The sequence below is a fragment of the Geovibrio sp. ADMFC3 genome (assembly GCF_054687035.1).
In genome coordinates this window covers 2,990,661-3,013,066 of the sequence record NZ_BAAFZG010000002.1, presented here as the reverse complement: position 1 = coordinate 3,013,066, position 22,406 = coordinate 2,990,661, and the positions used below count along the sequence as shown (strand labels likewise).

The 22,406-nt window shown below is 44.9% G+C and carries 19 protein-coding genes; 2 read left to right on the top strand and 17 right to left on the bottom strand.

Annotated elements, in window-relative coordinates; translation table 11 throughout:
* Nucleotides 1-183 precede the first annotated feature (183 nt).
* The gene (locus tag ACYRYY_RS14660) at nucleotides 184-1,614 is read left to right on the top strand and encodes an aminotransferase-like domain-containing protein (RefSeq protein ID WP_460216336.1); all 1,431 of its coding nucleotides are present in this window, start codon (nucleotides 184-186) and stop codon (nucleotides 1,612-1,614) included.
* A gap of 54 nt (nucleotides 1,615-1,668) precedes the next feature.
* On the opposite strand, the gene tnpA is transcribed toward ACYRYY_RS14660, so the two are convergent.
* From tnpA to ACYRYY_RS14605, 11 genes are all read right to left on the bottom strand, one after another.
* Nucleotides 1,669-2,097, bottom strand: coding sequence for an IS200/IS605 family transposase (tnpA, locus tag ACYRYY_RS14655; RefSeq protein WP_460213496.1), 429 nt, complete (start codon nucleotides 2,095-2,097; stop codon nucleotides 1,669-1,671).
* A 144-nt stretch (nucleotides 2,098-2,241) separates the two neighbouring features.
* Nucleotides 2,242-3,435 (bottom strand): rhodanese-like domain-containing protein, encoded by a 1,194-nt coding sequence (locus tag ACYRYY_RS14650; protein WP_460216335.1) that lies wholly within the window; start codon nucleotides 3,433-3,435, stop codon nucleotides 2,242-2,244.
* A gap of 428 nt (nucleotides 3,436-3,863) precedes the next feature.
* A complete protein-coding gene (gene nrfD, locus ACYRYY_RS14645; RefSeq protein WP_460216334.1) occupies nucleotides 3,864-5,075 on the bottom strand; it encodes an NrfD/PsrC family molybdoenzyme membrane anchor subunit in 1,212 nt (403 codons plus the stop codon).
* 13 nt (nucleotides 5,076-5,088) lie between these two features.
* Complete coding sequence (locus tag ACYRYY_RS14640) at nucleotides 5,089-5,643, bottom strand: 4Fe-4S dicluster domain-containing protein (protein ID WP_460216333.1); 555 nt, start codon at nucleotides 5,641-5,643, stop codon at nucleotides 5,089-5,091.
* A 16-nt stretch (nucleotides 5,644-5,659) separates the two neighbouring features.
* Entirely contained in the window at nucleotides 5,660-7,975 is a 2,316-nt protein-coding gene (locus ACYRYY_RS14635; RefSeq protein WP_460216332.1) for a molybdopterin-containing oxidoreductase family protein, read from the bottom strand.
* Nucleotides 7,976-8,274: 299 nt separating this feature from the next.
* A complete protein-coding gene (locus ACYRYY_RS14630; RefSeq protein WP_460216331.1) occupies nucleotides 8,275-10,281 on the bottom strand; it encodes a DUF3373 domain-containing protein in 2,007 nt (668 codons plus the stop codon).
* A 124-nt stretch (nucleotides 10,282-10,405) separates the two neighbouring features.
* A complete protein-coding gene (locus tag ACYRYY_RS14625) occupies nucleotides 10,406-10,747 on the bottom strand; it encodes a cytochrome c (protein WP_460216330.1) in 342 nt (113 codons plus the stop codon).
* Between the two features lie 43 nt (nucleotides 10,748-10,790).
* On the bottom strand, nucleotides 10,791-11,480 hold the full coding sequence (locus ACYRYY_RS14620; RefSeq protein ID WP_460216329.1) for a TorD/DmsD family molecular chaperone: 690 nt from the start codon (nucleotides 11,478-11,480) through the stop codon (nucleotides 10,791-10,793).
* 436 nt (nucleotides 11,481-11,916) lie between these two features.
* A complete protein-coding gene (locus tag ACYRYY_RS14615; RefSeq protein WP_460216328.1) occupies nucleotides 11,917-13,224 on the bottom strand; it encodes an FCSD flavin-binding domain-containing protein in 1,308 nt (435 codons plus the stop codon).
* Nucleotides 13,221-13,805, bottom strand: coding sequence for a c-type cytochrome (locus tag ACYRYY_RS14610; protein WP_460216327.1), 585 nt, complete (start codon nucleotides 13,803-13,805; stop codon nucleotides 13,221-13,223). Before ACYRYY_RS14610 ends, ACYRYY_RS14615 begins: the two co-directional genes overlap by 4 nt.
* 48 nt (nucleotides 13,806-13,853) lie before the next feature.
* Entirely contained in the window at nucleotides 13,854-14,357 is a 504-nt protein-coding gene (locus ACYRYY_RS14605; protein WP_460216326.1) for a hypothetical protein, read from the bottom strand.
* 120 nt (nucleotides 14,358-14,477) lie between these two features.
* On the opposite strand from ACYRYY_RS14605, the gene rpsT reads away from it, so the two are divergent.
* A complete protein-coding gene (gene rpsT / locus ACYRYY_RS14600; RefSeq protein ID WP_460216325.1) occupies nucleotides 14,478-14,741 on the top strand; it encodes a 30S ribosomal protein S20 in 264 nt (87 codons plus the stop codon).
* A 56-nt stretch (nucleotides 14,742-14,797) separates the two neighbouring features.
* Here rpsT and ybaK read toward each other — a convergent pair whose 3' ends face one another.
* From ybaK to ACYRYY_RS14570, 6 genes are all read right to left on the bottom strand, one after another.
* Nucleotides 14,798-15,277 (bottom strand): Cys-tRNA(Pro) deacylase, encoded by a 480-nt coding sequence (ybaK, locus tag ACYRYY_RS14595; protein WP_460216324.1) that lies wholly within the window; start codon nucleotides 15,275-15,277, stop codon nucleotides 14,798-14,800.
* A gap of 95 nt (nucleotides 15,278-15,372) precedes the next feature.
* Nucleotides 15,373-16,344, bottom strand: coding sequence for a methylmalonyl Co-A mutase-associated GTPase MeaB (gene meaB, locus ACYRYY_RS14590; RefSeq protein ID WP_460216323.1), 972 nt, complete (start codon nucleotides 16,342-16,344; stop codon nucleotides 15,373-15,375).
* Nucleotides 16,344-18,491: a methylmalonyl-CoA mutase gene (gene scpA / locus ACYRYY_RS14585; protein ID WP_460216322.1), complete on the bottom strand. Its 2,148-nt coding sequence runs from the start codon at nucleotides 18,489-18,491 to the stop codon at nucleotides 16,344-16,346. Before scpA ends, meaB begins: the two co-directional genes overlap by 1 nt.
* Nucleotides 18,492-18,639: 148 nt before the next feature.
* Nucleotides 18,640-19,161, bottom strand: coding sequence for an acyl-CoA carboxylase biotin carboxyl carrier protein subunit (locus ACYRYY_RS14580; RefSeq protein ID WP_460216321.1), 522 nt, complete (start codon nucleotides 19,159-19,161; stop codon nucleotides 18,640-18,642).
* A 7-nt stretch (nucleotides 19,162-19,168) separates the two neighbouring features.
* The gene (accC, locus tag ACYRYY_RS14575; RefSeq protein WP_460216509.1) at nucleotides 19,169-20,683 is read right to left on the bottom strand and encodes an acetyl-CoA carboxylase biotin carboxylase subunit; all 1,515 of its coding nucleotides are present in this window, start codon (nucleotides 20,681-20,683) and stop codon (nucleotides 19,169-19,171) included.
* 21 nt (nucleotides 20,684-20,704) lie between these two features.
* Nucleotides 20,705-22,249: an acyl-CoA carboxylase subunit beta gene (locus ACYRYY_RS14570; protein ID WP_460216320.1), complete on the bottom strand. Its 1,545-nt coding sequence runs from the start codon at nucleotides 22,247-22,249 to the stop codon at nucleotides 20,705-20,707.
* Nucleotides 22,250-22,406: the final 157 nt, after the last annotated feature.

Here is a 22,406-nt window from a genome sequence, read left to right as displayed (position 1 = left end):
ACTGTGAGGCTGAAAGCGAATATACCGAGCCTTACTTCATTATGTTCGTTGCGTACTTTGTAATTACCTGTCATGTCAGTCCTCCGAAAATCATTGACTCTTTATGCTTATTATAATACTAATTTCCATAAACAATAACAGATGCAGATAACAGAAATATCAGGTATAACAGATAGGTGATAAATGACAGCGGAAAGCGGAAAATTCCTTTATGAAGAGATACAGGAGCTGATCCTTGAAATGGTTAAAACAGGGAAGCTCCAACCCGGAGGAAAGATACCTTCTCTCCGTGAGACATCCCAAAAGCTGAAAACAAGTGTAACCACGGTTATGAAAGCATATATGGAGCTTGAACGCAAAGGCTTCATTGAATCACGCCCGAAATCAGGTTATTTTCTTGTAAACACGCAGATGAGGAGACTCCCGCAGCCTGAAGCAACAACCCCCTCCCCTATCCCTAACCCTGTCAGCAAGTTCGATCTTGTTATGCAGCTTTATTATACAATGGGCAAAACCAGTAAAATATCATTCGCAGTTGCTGAACCGTCCTCAAAACTTCTACCCACTGATGAACTTGCTAAGATGATGAAGAAAGCAATGGCGCAGACTCCTAACCATTCATCCTATGAAACAATAGGCGGACTGCCGGAGCTGAAAAACCAGATCGCCTACCATATGCTTTCAAGCGGTATCACTATGCCCACTGATAAAATGATAATAACTTCCGGCGGTTCAGAGGCAATTTATCTGTCCCTGAAAATTCTTACAAAACCGGGAGACAGTGTGATTGTGGAATCACCATGCTATTTCGGCTATACGAATATACTCCATGCTCTTGGCATATACGCCCTTGAACTCCCCACACACCCTGTAACAGGGATAGATAAAGAGGCTCTGCGTCGTGCGCTTATGCGCGATGATGTGAAAGCTGCAATCATTCAGCCCAACTTTAATAACCCTCTGGGATGTGTAATACCTGATGAAGACAGAAAAGAGATAACAGAAATGTTCCGCAAGAGCGGGGCTGTCATTATAGAAGATGACATCTACGGCGACCTGCCTCACGAAGGGGAACGCCCCTCCACACTGTATCAGTATGACAGAGAAACTGTTATATACGTGTCCTCGTTTTCCAAAACTATTGCTCCCGGATACAGAGTTGCATGGATGTGTTCTGAAAAGTACCTGACTCCTATTTTTAAATACAAGACATCAACAACAGTAGACACCGTGCGCCCCACACAGCTTGCTCTGGCGGAGTTTCTCGCTTCAGGTAAATACACACGTCACCTGAAAAAATTCAGAGGCACATGCGCCTCTCTGGTTGCGTCTTTTACTAACGCAATATCAAAATATTTCCCGGAAGGCACAAGAATCACCCGCCCTAAAGGCGGCTTCATCCTCTGGCTGGAACTCCCCGAAACAGCGGACACACTGGCAATCTACCAGCGTGCATCACACGAGGGAATAGGCTTTGCGCCCGGTACAGTATTTTCATCGCAGGATAAATACAACAACTGCATGCGCATAAACTGCGCTGTGGTCTGGAATGATGAAACGGAAATGTATTTAAAAAGGCTGGGCGAACTTTGCCACAAGGCGCTTAAGGAATAGATACCCCCGGGTAAACCCGGGGTTCTATGCTTTCGCCATGCTATCGCATGTTTTTTACAGCTCAATCTTGAGCTGTCCTGAATCCTGTTGCCCTTGCATTTCGACGTAATTTTTAATTACGTCTTCATTCAAACCAATACTGCTAACGAAGTAGCCTGGCGACCACACTATATTTTCATTCCAGTATACTTTTTCTAACCAATCAAAAAATTTTCGCATACGGGAAGCCAATTGGCTTTTTAATCTACCCATAACATCTGAAATACTATATTTGGGAGGAATAATTATAACCATATGCAAATGATCTAAGTCAAAGCCAATGGCTTCTATTTCAACGCCAGGCATACTTCTCAATAAACTGGGCAACGTTTTACGAATATAAGAACAGACACCAGGCTTCAGGATCTTTCGACGGTATTTACAAACCCAAACTACATGATATTTCAAGTAATAAGCACTGTGAGAGGTCTTAATGATTTCCATAGAAAAGTATACCGTCGAAAGGCTCATTCATCCACGCTTAAAAGCGTGGTGTTCTGTCTTCGACCGCATAAAAAAAACAGTCCGGAGCAAAACCCCGGACTGCCTTTTTGATAAGAAGATTATGAAAAAGTGTAATTGCTTCTGTTATTCAACTATGCACTGAGCATCGCTGAATTTCACATGTGCATCAAGGAAGTGAAGTCTTTCTTTCGGCTGAAAGTTGCAGTCTTCAACGAGTCCGAAATACATTTCTCCTGCTCTGCCGCCGGAAGCGCAATGGAATATAACATCGCCTTCTTTAGGAAGAAGAGCAGTAACAGCCTCGCATCCTTCTTTGTAGATTTTATCAACGTCTATGTTTATAGCGCCTTCAATATGACCGTTCTGGAACTCAGCGGGAGTTCTGACATCAACGATAACAATATTTGCAGGTCTTGAGGCTATAAGTGTTTTGAAGTAGTCCTTATCAACAGAACCGGGTTCCCCGCCCTGTTTGATTCCGCTTGCGGGTGCAGCGGAGGCAGAAGCAGCCTTAGGTGCAGCAGCTTCCATTGTTCCGCCCATTTTCTGCCATTCGGGAAGTCCGCCTGCATATATAAGGGGCTTTTTATAGCCAAGTTTCATTGCAAGTTCAGCAACAACATGAGATTTCACGCACTCATAGCCGCCGCAGTAAACAACGAAGGTTTCGCTTTTATCAGCAGGAAGGAACTGTTTGAACTGCTCAAACTTATTGTCGGGAACGTTTACAGAACCGGGGATTGTGCTTTTTGCAAATACTCTTTCGGGGCGTGCGTCAACAAAAAGAGTTTTGCCTTCGGCATGAAGCTTCTGGGCAGTGTTGAAGCCTATCTCAACAGCCTGTCCCTGTTTTGTCCAGTCGGGCATACCGTCAAGGTAGATTTTTATATTAGTGTAGCCTTTATCTTTGAGGAACTTTGCGTTATGAAGACTCTTAATGCAGTCAACGCCGCCGCAGTAAGTGATTATATAAGTGTCTTTTGTTACTTTCTTTTCAGTAAGAACAGGATAAAACTCCTCGAATTTATTGTCGGGGATGTTTACAGAACCGGGTATGTGACCCTGATCGAAAACACGTTCGGGTCTGGCGTCGACCATCACGCCATTTGACGCATTAAACATGCCGTTGCCGACAACTTTTTTAACTTCGTCAAATTTTACCATTTCAAAACCGGATTCGACTATCTGCTCTGCAACAGATTTAGCCTTCGCAGCCTCGGCGGGGGTGGCAACCTCCTTCTTCGCCGTTCCGCAGCCTGCAACAAAAAGAGCCATGCTGAACACGGCAGCCATAAGAATTCTGTTTACCATACGCATTAAATATACCTCCATCGGGGTTAATTAAAATTTATAACTCTGCTGTCTTTCCGCTATGAACTCTCCAGAGGGAAAGATGCATTCGTTATCCTCGTTTTTGCTATGTATTTTCGCAAAAATTAACTTAATAAATTATCAACAAACAACTATTCTATTATACATTTTTTTACGAAATTTACAATTTTAAAATTCAATAATAAATACAGAATACTTATTATCTTCCTAACTATTAAATATTAAAAAAGCAAATTACCAAGTAATTAACTATGATTTTATGTATCGTTATTTTCTATAATACTGACAAGAACTTATCGATTAGCCAGTATATATAAATAAAACGATATCGCATCTTCACTGTAAAAATACCCTCCGGCAGCCTCAATAAAAAGACTGCCGGAAAAGATATTTATGTCAGGAAGAAAGTTTCATTAATGATGGCTCTCTGTTTCAAGGTTCAGAAACTTTTCTGCTGAAAAATACAGCAGGAAGAAAACTCCGAAACCAAACATATAAACAAGCCACTCAAGCATAGAAGGACTGTAAAATGCAAATCCTGCTGCATCTGTAATAACACCGGATCCGGCGAGCCCTTTTCTCATGGGAGGAAGCTGACCTGCGACCACAAAGTCAAACCTTGTGAAAAACAGACCTATGAGGAAAATGAACCCTGCCATACTGAGTTTTTTTATGCTTCCCTTAGCAGTCACTATGAGCGCAAGGGGCAGAATAACCGCCAGAAGCATTTCACCTATCCAGAAGTTAAAGCTTAAGGGTCCGTTTATCAGTGACATAACAGACATATAAGCATCGCCCGGCTCTGTAAAAATTGATGAAAGCATTTTCCAGAGATAAAGGAACATCATAACGCCTATACCGCCGCCCATAAGCTTGCCGAGGGAAACCATTGAAGGTTTCAGCTCTGCAGGAAGCGAGCCTTTATAAACTATTGTATGAACCAGTATAAGCAGTGCTGCTCCGGCTGTTACGCCTGAAACAACAAGGAAAGTGGAGAAGTATATTCCGTGATACCATTCTCTTGCATTCAGCGAACCAAAAACATAACCGAGGTTACTTGTGGCAAGAACACCCACAAGCAGAGCAAGGAAACCGGCAACAGCGGCAAGTTTATGGTCTGCCTCTGTCTGATTGGGTTTGAAGATAAGGTAGAGTTCAAAGGCAAGTATAACAAGCTCTATACCGTAGAACATACCCATCCAGAAAATAGGCGCCTTAAAATTGGGGCTTATCATCATGTAAACCATTCTGAGAGGGTTGCCTATCTCCATAAGAATCTGCGTGAATCCGGCAAGGAGAACTATTGTAGCGAGAACCACAATCCTCTTGCTGATTTTTGCATATTTTTCATAGCCGAAGGCATGTCCCAGACCGCCTATGAACGCTATACCCGTGGATATAATCACGAAATATGCGTATGAGGAGATCAGAAGCCCCCATGGAACCTGTCTTGTAACGCCGTATGCTTCATGGTGCCCTTTCACGAACACGCTGATAACCGCAAAGCCGCCCACGGCACATAAAATAAGGCCGAGGATGATAAAAGGCATTGCGGGAATGTCCTTATTATTAACGATAAGGGACTTCAAAAAAGATTTTCCGTGGTTTTCCGTATGTGCTGCCATCAGAATATCCCCCTTATTTTATGTAGTGAAGCCGGGGTCTGGTGTTTCTTTCCGGCTTAAGCTGATAAGTATGGTTACGAGCAAGGAGTTTGCTTGCTTCACTTTCGGGATCGTTGAGATCACCGAAAACCCTGACCCTTGTGGGGCATGTTTCAACGCATGCGGGTTCTCTGCCTTCCGGCTGGCGCTGGTAGCAGAATGTGCATTTATCTATGGCGTGCAGATGAACATTTTCGTATCTGGCGTCATAGGGGCATGCTGTCATACATGCCTTGCAGAGAATGCACTTGTCATAGTCTATAAGAACCACACCTTCGGGAGACTTATACGTTGCCTTTGTGGGGCATACACTGGCGCAGGGTGTGTTTTCGCAGTGCTGACACTGTGAGGGCTGATATTCCTGCGAAATATTTGGATACGTACCCTTAAGTTCAAGTTCAGTAACCCATATTCTGTAGTCGTCTTCGCCGGGGTGTATCGTGTTCTCAAACTTGCAGGCAACGGTACATGCCTTGCAGTTGAGGCATTTTTTAGCATCAAGGACGATGCCGAATTTTTTAGTAGCCATTATACCATTACCTCCATTAAGCCTTGCTTACTGTTACAAAGGTTTCGTGCATAGCGGCGTTGCCGGAGATGGGCTCTATGTAGTCTTCAAGTATTGCCGCCTGAGAAGCACCTTTCTGATAAACAAGGCTCATTCCCTTGGAAACACGTCCGAAACCGTGTGCGTAGAACACGCAGTCGGGGCGTATCTTCTCTGTAACTTCCGCTTTTACAGTCTGCTCGCCCACGGAGCTTTTAACAACAACCCTGTCGCCGTTTTTGATACCGAGCTTAAGAGCCTCTTTGGAGTTGATCCAGAGAGTGTTTTCCTTCTGTATTTCCCAGAGGAATTCGTTGTTCTGTGTTCCTGTATGAGTGTTCCACCCGTGTCTGCCGAGGATAAAACGGAACTGACCGTCTTTCGGCTGTCTTGCTCTTCTGTAAACGGGGAGAGCATCCAGCCCCTTATCAGGATATTTCACGTTAGTAAGCTCAATCTTGCCGCTTCTGGTTTTAAAACGGTAGCCGGGTTTTGCGCTCTGTCCGTAAACACCCTGATCTGTCTTATAGATCACGCCGTCTCTGAGCAGGTTTTCGTAGCCGTTTTCAAATCCGCTTACCTGATATTTTATGTAGTCCTGTATGGGAGCATGGAGAATAGCCTCAACAAAGTCTTCCTTGAAGTATTCAAGCTCCTCTTCGTCTGTGTCATCCCAGAGTTCGGGAATCTTAAGCATTTCATCAACTATGCCTCCTGTTATTTCAAACATTGACTTAGTCTGATAAACAGGCTCTATACATGCCTGACGGAAAGTGGCTATGGGCCAAATTCCCGCAAGACTGTGAACCACATCCCATCTTTCAAGATAGGTGGATTCAGGTATTACGAGGTCCGCATAAAAAGCAGTGTCTGACATCTGGATATCTATCATGCAGATGAAATCCATCATCTCCATCATTTTCAGAGTCTTTGCCCTGTTGGGCGCAGCTTCCACAAAGTTCTGCTTGTAAATCATCATCATTTTGACAGGGTAAGGTTCGCCTCTTAACACAGCTTCTCTGAACCTTATCCAGCTTCCGTCTTTTTCACCGAGATATGCAACAGAATCAGTGGGAAGCCCCGCCTCTTTCCTTGCATCATCAGGAAGGTTGTTATCAAACTCTCCGAATGATTCAACATCAAGCCTCTCTTCAACCATGTCGTAGAAAGGATACATAATGTCAGGGTTTTTCAGCGGAACGCCGGACTTGGGAACTATACCGCCGGGAACATCCCAGCATCCGCAAAGAGCGGGTATAATCGCACACGCCCTGCGGAAGGCAACATCATCCACGTACCATGATGTCCTTCTGCCCGGATAAATAACGGAACGGGGAGCGTATTTTGCGAACTCACGGGCACACCATCTGATTTCATCAGCAGGGATTTCGCACTCTTTTTCAGCCCATTCAGGAGTGTACTGCTGAACATGAGCCTTAAGCTCATCAAAACCTTCTGTCATGTTCGCAACGAAATCTTTGTTATAGAGTTCTTCGTTTATTATCACGTTGATCATGGCAAGCATAAATGCCATGTCGGTTGCAGGCTTCACAGGATACCACTTGTCGGCTTTTGCTGCCGTGTTTGTGAATCTGGGGTCAAGAACCACAAGCTGCTGACCCTTGGGTCTGTAACGCAGAAAATCCATTGAATCGGGAGTTACCAGAGCTTCTGCCCTGTTGGCGCCGGGCATAACCACAAACATAGCGTTAGCCAGATCTGCATCGGGATATACTCCGTAAACAGATGACCAGCCCTGTATTGTGGATGAAAGACAGAGCGAAGGGTGGCGCACTGTATTCAAAGATCCGTAAGTCTGAGCGAGCATCTGGAAGCTGCCTTCCTGAAGACCTTCTGATGAGAAAAAGGCTACTGAAGAGCGGTTTTCATATTTTGTTTTGGCTTCTGCGAGCTTCTGAGCAACTATCTGAAAAGCTTCCTCATAGGAAATTTTTCTCCATTTATTGCTGCCTCTCTCGCCGTCTCTTACGAGGGGAGTTTTAAGCCTTTCGGGGTTATAGGGTTCTTCCGCACCTGCGTTGCCTCTTGCGCAAAGCATAGCGCGGCTCTTAAAAAAGCGGGGGTTCGGGTTAAGCTTTTTGATGCGTCCGTTAACTACATGGGCATAAAAACCGCATTTATTAACACACATTTCACAGGATGAGGCGATGTGTTTTTCGCCTTTTTCGCCTGTCTGTGCATCACCGTGTCCGCTTTCTGCAACTGCCTTAAGGGATGTGAGATTTGCTGCCGCTACCGCTGCTGCAAATGCCCCTCCGGAAGCTGCAAGAAACTTCCTGCGACTGAGCTTCATATGAATGGACCTCCTGTTATATCACTAATTCTTCCGACAATGTTCGTTTACTAAAAGACTGCATATTGTATACAATATACATTTATATATATATCCATCTTTCATAATATATGCAAGTATAAATATTTATCCTTATAACATCGTATTATAATTACTATCTGTTTACTGGGAAAAAAGTTTCTGAGTTCATGACCTGATTTATCTGTGCGTGCGGGAAATGTGTAGTATTTACAATCGCAAAAGGTCATATTAAGCCTGTAAAAAGGCAGGGGTTCTGTGCGAACCCCCGCATAAAGTTTTTAGAAACTGTAGGTGAAAGAACCGTAGAATTTTTCTACCTTATCAACCACTGGCATCATTGCATGAAGACCGTTTACGTCATCAATTTTAGTGGGCGCACCCATGGGGTTGCCGCTGCCTGTATATTCATAGTCAAAGTACTGATAACCGAGGGTGGCGAACAGCCTGTTGCCTACGATGGGCTGATGGTAGTAAACTTCATAAACCTTACCTCTTACCGCAAGCTTGCTGCCTACGATATCATCTTCTGCTGCGGTGAAGTTTATCCAGTTTTTGCTTCCCTGATTGTATTCAAAGCCAAGCTTACCGCCGGTAAAAGGAAGTTCGGGAGTTGTTACGCCCACCCATATCATATTACCGTTTTTGCTGCTGTCAGAGCCGAGAAGCTTGTCCTGATCCATGAACTGAAACATAGGGTTGTTGGATCTTCCGTCCGGATGAGTTTTGCTGAGGTTGTATGAAGCGAACCAGTTAAAGCCGTAGTTCTCACCTTGAACAAGGAAAGCGTGCATTTCAATGTCGCCGATTTCCGCTGTGGGTTCAAACCTTGAAGCATAACCGCCATAGTTGGGATTAAATGAGTATTCATCATACTCACCGTCCATATTGTAGTCTTTGCCGCTTATATAGAAGGGCATAGCCACCATACCGGTAAAGCCGTCAGTTACACCGAATCCTCTGGCGTAGTTGTACCAAACTTTATACTGTTCATCGTCATAGAACTTAAGGATGATTCCGCCGAATTCAACATCGTCAACATTGGGGTTGGAAACAAGCCCGTTGTTTGCGGAAAGAGCGTTGGAAGTACCCCACTGACCTTCAAAACCCTTACCGTAGCAGAATTTAATGAAGGAGCCGGGAACCCATGCGTCAAAGTCAAACTGGAGAGAAGCACCGTCAAAGTTCCACTGAATAATGGAAGCCACGGGAGAACCGCCAAGAACAGAGTTCTCATGGTTTTCATAACCGGGACCATAGGTTGAGGGACGGCGTCCGAATGAGAAGTGGTATCCCATATCGCCTATGTTGTTTTTGTAAACAAAATAAGCTCTTTCAACATGTATTGAGTCATCTGTGGGAACAGCGGCGGAGTTGCCGTCAAGATACATGCTCTTGAATGTTCCGTCGAAGAACCTGATGTTGTTGGAATCGCCCCATGATTTATACATAACAAGCCTGCCGGCAAAGCTGAGGTTGCTGTTCACCTTACTGTTAAGGCGAAGGCGAAGCTTGTTGGTGAACATTGAGCTGTTTTCTGTGCTGTATTTTCTGGGTTTAACACCTTTGAACATAGATTTAACCACAGCAGCTTCAGCTGAAGAAAGGGTGCCATCATTCATAAGATAAGCAAACGCCATCATGTTTGCCATCATCTGAGCCTGTGCAGCCTGAGTCGGGTCGTTAAGGTCAAGCCCGTTTGAAGTTGCCACGGTAATCACCACGTCCTGATAATCAGTGACGCCGTTCATGTTGCCGTCAGCAACAACTCCGGTCATTCCGGCATAGTCGATCATACCGTCAAGCCATTCAGTGTTAACAAACCCTCCCATGCCGTCCATGCCTACAAGAGCGCCGAAATTCATCTGAAATTCCTGCGCAACCGCAGATGTTCCCATAAGGTCATTATAGAGGACGCCAAAATCCTGACCATAGTTCTGCATAAAAGCATCGTTCCACATATCTCCGTCAGTGTCCCATGCTGAACCGCCTGCTCCGGAAACCAGTGTTCCCTGAAGCCAGAGGCTCATCATGTCATTGGCGTATGCGGGAAGTGCCCTTACATCGTCATAACTGATTGAGTCGAGTCTTGTTCTCAGCTCAACGCCGAGAGTTGTTTTGTCAAGCGCAGTGTGACGTTCATTGACGTCAACACGCTTGCTGATGGAGTCTATTTCTCCCTGCAGTGCGGTTATCTGGTTTTTGAGATCCTCAAGGGAAGGATCAGCCGCAAAGGCAAGGGAAGCAGACACGAGAAGTGTTAAAAGCGCAACGAGAAGTTTATTCATAAAACTGCCCCCATAAAGAATGAAACTTTTTATATAAGCGGCTGTTGAAGGGAACAGCCGTTTATACCGAATTTAAAAAACTTAAGGCAGATGCCGAAGGGAGCATCTGCCTTACAAAAATTTATTAACCGCAGGTTTCGGGCTGGTCGCTGTCAAGAGCGTGACCTTTCAGATATTCAAACATATCTTCCCAGTCGCTTGCCTGAAGACCGTCGATTGCAACGTTTTTAGCTTTGTGAGCTGCATCGATTTTGGCGTGTTCAGCATCGAAAAGAGCTTTCCACTGAGCCTGAGTTTTTGAAACGGGTGAAAGGTTGGAAGCCTGGCTTCCGTCATGACATGCAGTGCGGCAGCTTTTTTTCCATGTTCTTTTACCTTTTCTTTCATTTCCTGCTGCAAATGCAGTAGCAACTGCAAAAGCGAGGATAAGAACCACGGTGAGAGCCATAACAGCTTTTCTTTTCATTGTTAACCTCCATAAATTAACAGGGCATGTGCCCCCTTATTTTTTATTGACCTTCGAAGATCAGCTCCTCGAAAATATGTTCAGCATCAGCAAGAAACCCCTGAACAAGTATTCCTGCGGTTTTATAGAATCCCAACTCTGCATTTTCGATAACTTTGGGAGCAAAGCTGCCGGCAAATACAGGAAAGAAATCACGCATTATCTCAAGCAGAGCGAAAACACTTCCAACCCCGCAGGACTGAGAATCCGAAGCAAGTTTTTCCGTAAGTACCGAGCAGAACTCAAGAACAACACCTATATGATCCTCAAGCTCTGTTACAGAAGAACTCATCTCAAATCCTTCAGAAGCCATAAGTTCTTTCAGGCGTATCATCTGTTCGCCCCAGAGAAGCTTTTCATCACTCATCCAGCATGAAGCGTAAGGATTGGCTTTCATTCCGCCGGGCGCATTAATAAAGAGGCGCACATAGTCATATTCCATTTCACGTCTTTCAGTAAGCAAAAGAGGTTCTGCTGTGTACTCATCAACAAATGACTGAAATTCGGGTATGTATTTTTCAAGGGTGTCGTAAACAGGTTTATCAGGATACCTGTACACAAGTGAAAGAAACATAAAAGCGGCTGAAAGACTGACTAATCCGTCTCTATCAGGCGTTGCATCAGCAAGCGCGTTTTTTGCGCTTTCGTAATTGTTTTCGGCAAGGGCAGTTTTGAGACCCGTCATTAAACTCATAATAAAAAAACTCCATGACTGAGCGCTTATTAATCTACTTTATCTATCTGTTATTCACCATATTCCAAGATTGGAATATAGCTACTATACCTGCCTATAAAAAAATGTAAAGAGTTTTTTGTATACAATATACATTTTCCATCGTCTTATAAATCATAGTCAAATAATCTGTTTCCATATAATTGAAAATATCTATTTGACGAAATGTCACCTTTTGGTTACGTAACTTATTTGTCACAATAGCATTTAGCATAGCAATGATCCAGAAATAAAACACAGAAAAAAATATGATCACTGCTATTTAATTCAATAGATAGTAAAGTCTAATAATCAAAATATTATGTTTTTTGAATAAAGGTTCTCATGAAAACAAAGTTCAAAAAAAAGCCGCTGCAAAAATACAGCGGCTTTTAAAGTTTAACATTGGAAAACAGCTTCAGGAAAGCATATCCGACCAGATACTGAGAGTCCAGTCCACTGCGTGTTTGCCGTAAAGCTCTGAACGCTCAGGCGAGAGCCCGCCTCCCCTGCTGGTTATCATCTTCGTGTTTTCATCATAATCATAAACTCCGGAGATGAATATGGCTTCTTTGTCATTCACAAGGCTGTAACAAGTGTTGACAAGGTTCGGTTTCAGGGGCTCTTTACCATTAAGCTCATTCACAACAGCTGCAGCAGCAACCTTGCCCATAGAGTTGGCAACAAAACCGGACTTCGGCACAGGGCCAACTGTACCGGCATGGGTTGAATCACCAAGGACAAATACATTTTTAAACGCCTGAGACTCAAGAGTAAACGAGTTTACACGCACCCAGCGCTCGCTTTCGGGCAGAAGTCCGGCTTTATAAGCAAACGAACCTGCTTTCATATTCGGAATAATATTTGCCGCTCCGCCTTTAAAATCGCCTTTATCGGTTTTAATTACCCTGCTCTTAACATCAACGCCTTTCACAACAGTTTCAGGCACGTACTCTATTATGTCCTTATAATAGTCGTCCCATGCAGCATGAAAAAGTTTGCCCTTGGAAGCTATGTCATCATTGGCATCAAGGACGATAAGCTTTGAGCCTTTTTTATTATTTTTGAGGTAAAAAGCTATAAGGCACGCTCTTTCATAGGGTCCGGGAGGGCATCTGTAAGGAGCGGAGGGAACAGTCATAATAACATTTTCACCGTTTTTAAGATTTACCAGCTGCTCACGGAGAATTGCTGTCTGCCTGCCGGCTTTGTATGCGTGGGGAAAGATATCTTCAGCAGACTTTGACCAGCCTTCAATTTTGTCATACATAAACTCAACGCCGGGAGAAACTATGAGTTTATCATATTCTATACGCCCTGCGGCAGTAATAAGCTGTTTAGCAGCAGGATCAAGCCCTGTTGCTTCGGTTTTTAACATTTTAATACCGTAATTCTTTGTGAGGGCATCATAAGTAAATGTTATTTCCTGCAAAGACTTGAACCCGGCTATGACCCAGTTGCTTGCGGGGCATGAAACAAAATTATCGAGTCTTTCCACAAGAATTACTTCTATGGATGGATCACCAAGCTTAACGTACTTAGCCGCCGTGGTTCCGCCCCAGCCTCCGCCGAGAACGACAACTCTTTTACCTGATTTCGGCAGAATAACCTGATCCTGCTGTTTATTCAGATTAAGACCAAGACTGCCGGTACAGCCTGAAACTCCTGCCGCAGCAACTACAACGGCTGAAGCTTTTACAAAGTTCCTTCTGGATATTCCGCTCATCTGTTCCTCCCCAGCTCTGTGAGATAAGATACCATTGCATCAATCTCAACCTCACTGACATCTTTAAGAAAAGCCATTTCGTCTGAAGGGATAAGTCCTGCCTTGTATTTCATAAGCACGTTTTTAAGGTATCCGGGCGCCTGTCCGGTTATTGCGGGTGTTTCACCTTCCCCTTTGCCGTTGTCCACATGGCAGCCGAAACATGAGTAATTTTCGATAAGAGAAACAGTGGCGCTCATATTGTATTCATTGACCTTAACTTTTGAATCAGCCCATTTCTTATCGGCATACCACTCAGAGATAGCCTCAAGCTGTTCATCAGTATAACCGGATGCCATCAGCGTCATTTCGATGCTGTGGGGTCGTTTTTTGCCTTTAAGCTCAAGAAGAACTTTTTTAAGATATTCTGCGTGCTGACCGCCGATAACAGGTATAAATTCACCCGGTGAAGCGCCGTAAGTTCCGTGACAGCCTGCGCACGTTTTAGCAGTCCTTTCCGCAGTGTCGCCCCCTGCTGCTGCCCATGCGCTGATGGATGCAAACAGAAAAACACATAATAGGTAAAACGCTGACCTTTTCATTAACACCTCCATTCCCTCTCAGCGGGAGAAAAATGCAACCTATTGAAACTACTTAGCAAGTTTGGTAAAGGATGTTCCGTTGGCATATCCGAAAACATCAGCCGAACGAACAGCCACAACGCCCTGTACTCCTGCTTCGCCTTCAAGAACCTCAACCAGAAAATTTTGTGAAATGTTCGTCACAGGTTCGCCGGTTAAGTTTCGGTTCCCATACAATGATACACCTTTATTTGAATAAGCCAAATTTTTTTGCAGAGTAAAATTATCTACTTTAGAATTCAAAGCGGTAAGAGTTTCTCTGTATGCAACGAAAAGGTCTATAATCTGCTTATACTTATCTTCAATAGCCACGTTCCTGCGGTTAATAATTTCTATGTTCTGTTTGACTTCATTAAGGTCTGTGGCAAGTTCTCCCAGACGCTTTGAATTTTCAGTTTCTCCGGCGGAGGAAAAACCCGCAAGGATAGCCTGCCCCGTTTCGACCTTAGGCTCCTTGGCACCGCAAGCCGCCAAAAAAACACATGCACAAATAAGATAACTGATTCTGTTCATAAGAAGACACCCCGTGATCAAAATATTTTAAAATTAAGCCCTAAAACATGTTTAAACCCCTTGACTAAAGAGGTTTCTTTTGATATACATCACCTCTTACAAAAATACTAGAGGTGAAAAGTGGCCCACACACTTTGTGCTAACAAAAGAATCAGACAGGACAAAAAGAAAGCTCTTGCAAACAAAGCTAATAAATCAAAAATGAGAACAGCCGTTAAAAAATTCCTCACAGCTGTAGAAAGCGGTGACAAAGATGCGGCAGCAACAGCTTTTAAAAACGCAGAGGTAACCATCAGGAGAGTCTCCACTAAGGGCGTGATTCACAAAAATCAGGCTTCCAGAAGAGTTTCCAGACTCGCAGTCCGTCTTAACGCAATGGGTTAAGTTTCAGATAATATAAACCCCGGCTTTTAGAGTCGGGGTTATTGTCTGATTCTTACCTATTCAATCCCAACGCTTACCCTTACAGGCTTCAGAACTCTTTCCATATCCTTAGGATCAAGAATAACAAGAAACCCTCTTTTTCCCCCATTTATCAATATTTTATCGAGTTCAAAGATAGTTTCTTCAGCGTAAACTGTCATCTGTTTCTTTGTGCCGAACGGAGATGTTCCGCCTACCATGTATCCGGTGTGCTTGTTTGCAGTATTCGGATCACATGGAACAAGGTTTTTGACACCGATGAATCTCGCAAGATTTTTCAGGGAGATTTCCATATCCCCATGCATAAGAACAACAGCAGGTTTTCTGTTTTCATCCTCGACTATGATTGTTTTAACAACTATATGCTCATCGACTCCGAGCTCTTTTGCCGACTGCGCCGTTCCGCCCTTCTCCACATATTTATATAAATGCCCTTCAAAGGGAACCTTTGCCGCCCTTAACACACGTATCGCAGGGGTAACAGGTAAATCTGACATGTCTTAATCCTCTTATAGATAAAATAATCAGCAATATAGCAGATTTAAGGAATTTTAACAAAAGAAGATATAGGAAGGAAACTAAAGAGGTGCGGCTAATACTTCCTGAAGGCGTCCAGAAGACGCTTAGATGCGGCAGAAGGCGTTGTTATTCCCTTTGCGACAGCCTCCTGAACCTGCGGAAATATACCTTTAACATTTTTGTTATTAAGAAAAAGCCCCTTAAGATCATCCATTAGCAGACTCCACATCCAGTCAACGGACTGACTGCGGCGTTTTCCCTCAAACTCGCCGGATTTTTCCATAGCCTCACGAAAATCTGTCAGCATAGAGCGCACACTTTCCATGCCTTCGTTCTTCAAAGCACTTACCGTAAGCACCGGAACAGACCAGTTGCGGCTTTTGGGTCGGAGGATATGCAGAGCATTGATATATTGGGATTTGGCAAGATCTGTCTTAACAGGGTCAATATCCGCCTTGTTGATCACGACAGCATCAGCAAGCTCCATGACCCCTTTTTTAATCCCCTGAAGCTCATCACCCGCTGTGGCAAGCTGTAAAAGCATAAAGAAGTCAACCATAGAAGCAACTGTGGTTTCCGACTGCCCAACGCCAACTGTCTCAACTATAATTATGTCATACCCAGCAGCCTCGCAAAGAAGCATCGTCTCTCTTGTGCGCCTTGCAACGCCGCCGAGGGTGTCACCTGCCGGAGACGGACGTATGAATGCGTTAGGGTCTCTGGAAAGCTCCTCCATGCGTGTTTTATCGCCGAGGATGCTGCCGCCTGTGATTTGAGATGAAGGGTCAACGGCAAGCACCGCAACTTTGTGTCCCAAAGAGGTGAGATGCCTGCCGAATGATTCGATAAATGTGCTTTTCCCTACTCCGGGGACACCTGTAATACCTATACGGAGAGAGTTTCCTGTATGGGGCAGAAGCTTGTCAAGAAGCTTCGCCGCCTGTTCTCCGTGCTCCGGCTTCCGGCTTTCGATCAGGGTTATGCCTTTTCCCATAGCCCTGATCCCGCCTTTCAGAATGTCACTGACGAGTAAGTCCAAATCCATTATGAGACTTTCTTTTTCCTTATGGCTTCCAGAGTTTCTCTGGCTGATTTTGTTATCGGAGTGCCGGGTCCAAAGATACAGGAAGCACCTGCTGTGTACAGGGCATCATAATCCTGACGGGGAATTACACCGCCGCAGACTATAATTATGTCATCCGCACCAAGCTTGCGAAGCTCTTCAGCAAGCTGCGGCACAAGGGTTTTGTGACCTGCGGCGAGGCTCGACACACCTATGGCGTGGACATCGTTCTCCACAGCCATTTTTGCCGTTTCAGCGGGGGTTTGGAACAGGGGTCCCACATCCACATCGAATCCGGCATCGGCAAAGGCAGTAGCAACAACCTTAGCTCCTCTGTCATGTCCGTCCTGACCCATTTTCGCAACAAGGATTCTGGGTCTGCGCCCCTCTTCCTCGCTGAATGCGTCTATATCTTTTTTAATTTGTGAGAAATCTTCGCTGTCTTCAAACACTTTTCCGTAAACTCCGGATACAAGCTTAATCTCAGCCTTATGCCTGCCAAAAACTTTTTCCATAGCATCAGACATTTCACCGACAGAAGCACGCTTTCTGGCGGCATTCACACAAGCCTCAAGCAGGTTGCCCTGCCCTGTCTCAGCCACTCTTGTTATTTCTTCAAGTGCCGCACGGCACTCAGCATCATTACGTTCGGCACGGAGCTTCTGAAGCCTTTTTATCTGTGCCTCACGAACCGCCGTATTGTCAATATCAAGAACTTCAATAGGGTTTTCCTTCGCCAGTTTGTATTTATTAACACCGACAATGACATCCTCGCCAATGTCTATCTTAGCCTGTTTTCTGGCGGCGGATTCCTCTATTTTCAGCTTGGGCATGCCTGATTCTATAGCTTTTGTCATTCCGCCGAGAGAATCAATCTCTTTTATCAGCTTGCGGGCTTCGTTTATGAGCGAGGCTGTAAGTGACTCAACATAGTACGAACCGCCCAGAGGATCAACAACATTGCAAATGCCTGTCTCTTCCTGAATAACAAGCTGAGTGTTTCTGGCTATTCGTGCAGAATGATCAGTGGGAAGAGCTATCGCCTCATCCAGAGCATTTGTATGGAGAGACTGAGTTCCGCCGAGAACAGCCGCCATAGCCTCTATTGTGGTTCGGATAACGTTATTGTAGGGATCCTGCTCTGTGAGGCTCCAGCCGGATGTCTGGCAGTGAGTACGCAGTGCGGATGAAAGAGGCTTCTGAGGGTTAAACTGACTCATAAGCTCTGCCCAGAGAAACCTTGCTGCACGAAGCTTTGAAATCTCCATAAAGAAGTTCATACCTATGGCAAAGAAGAAGGAAAGCCTTGGGGCGAACTGATCAACCTCAAGCCCTTTGGCGATTGCCGCTTTAACGTATTCAACACCGTCAGCAAGGGTAAAGGCAAGCTCCTGAACATTATTCGCTCCGGCTTCCTGAATGTGGTATCCGCTGATTGATATGGAGTTAAACTTCGGCATGTATTTACTGGTGTATTCTATGATATCAGAAATGATATTCATAGAGGGTTCAGGCGGATAAATATAAGTGTTACGTACCATGAACTCTTTGAGAATATCGTTCTGGATAGTTCCGGAGAGCTTATCCTGACTTACGCCCTGCTCTTCAGCGGCTATTATGTAAAGAGACATAATCGGCAGAACAGCGCCGTTCATCGTCATAGACACCGAAACATCCCCAAGGGGAATATCCTTGAAAAGGATCTCCATATCAAGGATAGAGTCTATGGCAACTCCCGCCTTGCCCACATCTCCCACAACTCTTGGGTGGTCTGAGTCATAGCCTCTGTGAGTGGCAAGGTCAAACGCAACAGAAAGCCCCTGCTGACCTGCGGCGAGATTGCGGCGGTAAAATGCGTTGGACTCTTCCGCTGTGGAAAAACCTGCGTACTGGCGAACCGTCCAAGGACGTCCGGCGTACATGGTTGCCTTCGGTCCTCTCATAAACGGGGCAAAGCCCGGTATGGTATTTATATTTTCTAACTTTTCAAGATCTTCAAGCGTATAAAGGGGTTTAACCCGTATTCCCTCAGGGGTTTCCCACATAAGTGACGAAGTGTCATCCTTCTTTATCTCTTTTGCGGCGAGTTTTTCCCAATCCTGAATGGTTTTCTTTTCAAAACCTGACATGATTATTCTCCGATTTGCTGTCGCCGGATCTGCGTCCTGAGATCCGGACAAAATCATCAGCGCAGTTATAAACAAGGCTTCACTATGAACGGCACACCCCCGTTACCGGGGGTGAGGACACTTATTTAAAAATATAACAGCCTGATTATTATTCCACAACTGCGAGTTTATCTCCGGCACCCACTGTCTGATCAGGCTTAACAAAAAGCTCCTGAACAACTCCCGCTTTGGGAGCCTTTATCTCGTTTTCCATCTTCATGGCAACAAGAATCATAAGCGGCTGTCCGGCCTCGACTTCCTGTCCCGGTTCAACAAGAACTTTCCAGATCATTCCGGGCATTTGTGCCTCAATAACCTGACGTCCTTCCAATCCGGCGGATGTGCGGAGCTTCATCAGACGTTTCATCTCGTCCAGAACTTCCACATCAAAATGGTCTCCGCCCATGAGAACTGAGAAAATATCGCCTTTTTCTGTTATATCAATATCATAGGAACGTCCGTCAATGATAATTGAGTACAGGTTGTCACCCATGCGGGCAAAGTCAACAGTGCTTGTTTTTCCGTCTATACTTACAGTAAAAACATTAGATGTTTCTTCAACTATATCAATAGTATATTCCTGCTCACCTTTATCAACTGTGGCAAAATACTGTCTTTTAGTTATCATCATCCACCCCTTATCCGAGCCTGTTTCCGAGGCTTGTCAGCCTGCCGAAACGCTTCCAGTTGCTTTCGCCCACATCCCTTCTGGTTACGGAACGCTGCGCCGAAATCTTCTCGCTTATGAGCTGTTTGATCGCTGCGGCAATAAGAGCCACGGAAGGATCTTTCTGCTCTTTGCGCTGAAGGTCTTCCATGTCGAATTTGGTGTCTATGAAGCTTGTGTCATAGTTTCCGGCAAGGAAAGTTTCGTTTTTAAGCACTCTCTGGTGGAACGGTATGGATGTTTTGATTCCTGATACCTTGTACTCAGTAAGTATCCTTTTCATGGCAATGATAGCACCCTCTCTGGTTTTACCGAAGGAGCATACTTTTGCTATCATAGGGTCATAGTAAAGGGGAACTTCATAACCTGCAAAGGCTCCGCTTTCAACCCTCACGTTCGGGCCGCCGGGAGTTTCATAGACAGTGATCAGCCCGGGAGAAGGAGCAAAGTTGTTGCTGGGGTCTTCTGCGTATATTCTGCACTCTATGGCGAATCCGTTTCTGAAAATCTCTTCCTGTTTATATGTCAGGGTTTTGCCTTCTGCAACTCTGATCATTTCAGTAACTATATCCACACCGGTGATCATCTCTGTTATGGGATGCTCAACCTGAAGCCTTGTGTTCATTTCAAGAAAATAGAAATTTTGATCCGAACCAACGATAAACTCAAGTGTTCCGGCGCTGTGGTAGCCTATTGCCTTAACAGCCTTAACAGCGACCTCATACATCTTCGCCCTTGTTTCATCATTGATAAAGGGAGACGGAGCCTCTTCTATAACTTTCTGATGGCGGCGCTGAATGGAACATTCACGCTCAAACAGGTGCAGAGCGTTGCCGTGTTTGTCACCAAGAATCTGGATTTCAACATGATGAGGACCAACAATGAATTTTTCGATATACATGTCTCCGTTGCCGAAGGCGTTAGCCGCCTCTGAAGAAGCCATACGGAAAGCGGAGTCGAAATCCTCTTCGGAGTTAACAAGCCTCATACCCTTTCCGCCGCCGCCGTGGACAGCCTTGAGCATGATGGGATACCCCACTTCCCTTGCGGTTTTCTTTGCATCTTCAACGTCACGGATGGCGTTTTTTGTTCCAGGAACAACAGGAACGCCCGCCTCAACCATTGCGTTTCTAGCCCCTGTTTTAGAACCCATGAGCTTGATATGCTCTGCGGACGGTCCGATGAAGATTATGCCCTCTTCCTCAAGACGTTGAACAAATGTGGGGTTTTCTGAATAGAAGCCGTATCCGGGATGAATGGCGGCTCCGGTCTTTTTCGCTATTTCTATAATCTTATCGGCTTTCAGGTAGCTTGTATCCGTTTCGGTGTCGGATATGCAGTAAGCCTCATCAGCGTATCTCACATGGGGCGCCGTTCTGTCCGCATGGGTGTAGATAGCGACTGTTTTAATGCCCAGTCTGCGGCAGGTTCTGAAAACCCTTATAGCTATTTCGCCTCTGTTGGCGACGAGTATCTTTTTAATAATATCAGGCATTTTGTCCTCCTCTTAAAGCGGCAGGTTGTCATGCTTCTTGGGCGGGTTGGACTGCCTTTTGTTAGCAAGAAGCTCAAAAGCCTGAATTATTTTCGGTCTGGTTAATTCCGGCAGGATTATTTCATCAATGAAGCCAAGTTCCGCCGCTCTGTAAGGATTGGCAAAAGTCTCCCTGTATTCGTCAACTTTCTGTTTCTGAAGGGTAGCAGGATCGCTGGCACTTGTGATCTCTTTTTTATAGAGAATCTGAGCGGCTCCATCCGGTCCCATAACAGCAATTTCAGCAGTGGGGAAGGCATAGTTAATGTCTCCTCTAACATGCTTGGAGCTGAGAACGTCATAAGCACCGCCGTATGCCTTTCTGGTAATTACAGTTACCTTAGGCACAGTGGATTCGCAGTAAGCATAAAGAAGCTTTGCTCCGTGGCGTATGATTCCGCCGTATTCCTGCGCTACGCCGGGCATGAAGCCGGGAACATCCACAAGTGTAAGAAGGGGGATATTGAAAGCATCGCAGAAGCGTACGAACCTTGCAGCTTTTACTGATGAGTCAATATCAAGTGCGCCTGCCATTATCGCCGGCTGGTTTGCAACAATACCCACTGTTCTGCCGTTCAGGCGGCAGAAACCGATGATAATGTTCTTTGCGAAATGTTCCTGTATTTCAAAGAAGTTGCCGTCATCCACAACCCTTGTGATAACATCGTGCATATCGTAAGGTTTGTTTGCGTCAACGGGTATAATATCGTGTATTGAAGTGTCCGACCTGTTGGGGTCATCCTTTGAGGCAACAACCGGAGCTTCCTCCATGTTGTTTGACGGAATAAAGCTGAAAAGCTCTCTGATTTTAAGGAGGCAGTCCTCATCGTTTTCCGTGGCGAAATGGGCAACACCGCTTTTGGAGTTATGAGTCATTGCCCCGCCAAGCTGCTCTTTTGTAACATCCTCGCTTGTAACGGTTTTAACAACTTCAGGACCGGTGATAAACATATAGCTGGTGTCTTTAACCATGAACGTGAAGTCGGTAAGTGCAGGTGAATATACCGCACCTCCGGCGCAGGGTCCCATTATAGCGCTTATCTGCGGAACAACACCCGATGAGAGAGTGTTTCTGAGGAAAATATCGGCGTATCCGGCAAGGGACATAACGCCTTCGTGAATCCTTGCTCCGCCTGAGTCATTAAGACCTATAACAGGGCAGCCGAGTTCGATTGCCTTGTCCATAATTTTGCAGATTTTCTTGGCGAACATTTCGGAAAGAGAACCACCCAAAACAGTAAAGTCCTGAGAAAAAACGAAAACAGTTCTTCCGTTGATTTTTCCGTAGCCTGTGACAACACCGTCGCCGAAAACTTTATTCTTTTCCATACCGAAGTTGGTACATCTGTGAACTACGAACTTATCAAGCTCAACGAAAGTACCTTTATCAAGAAGTTTGTCAATCCTTTCGCGGGCGCTGAGCTTGCCTTGCTCGTGCTGTTTCTTGATTCTCTCCAGACCGCCTCCCAGTTCTGCAATACTGTTCAGCTCCTGGAACTTTTTGATCTTCTCTTTCATAAAGTCCCCCATTTTTTTCTTATATGGCTCAAATATAAAAACATAATTTATTATATGTGTCAACTGGCAATATAATGATTTATAATAAAACAGAACACTTTTTCTTTGCTTATTTACTAGTTACTTATAGAACAGAAACATTCATAACAATATTATG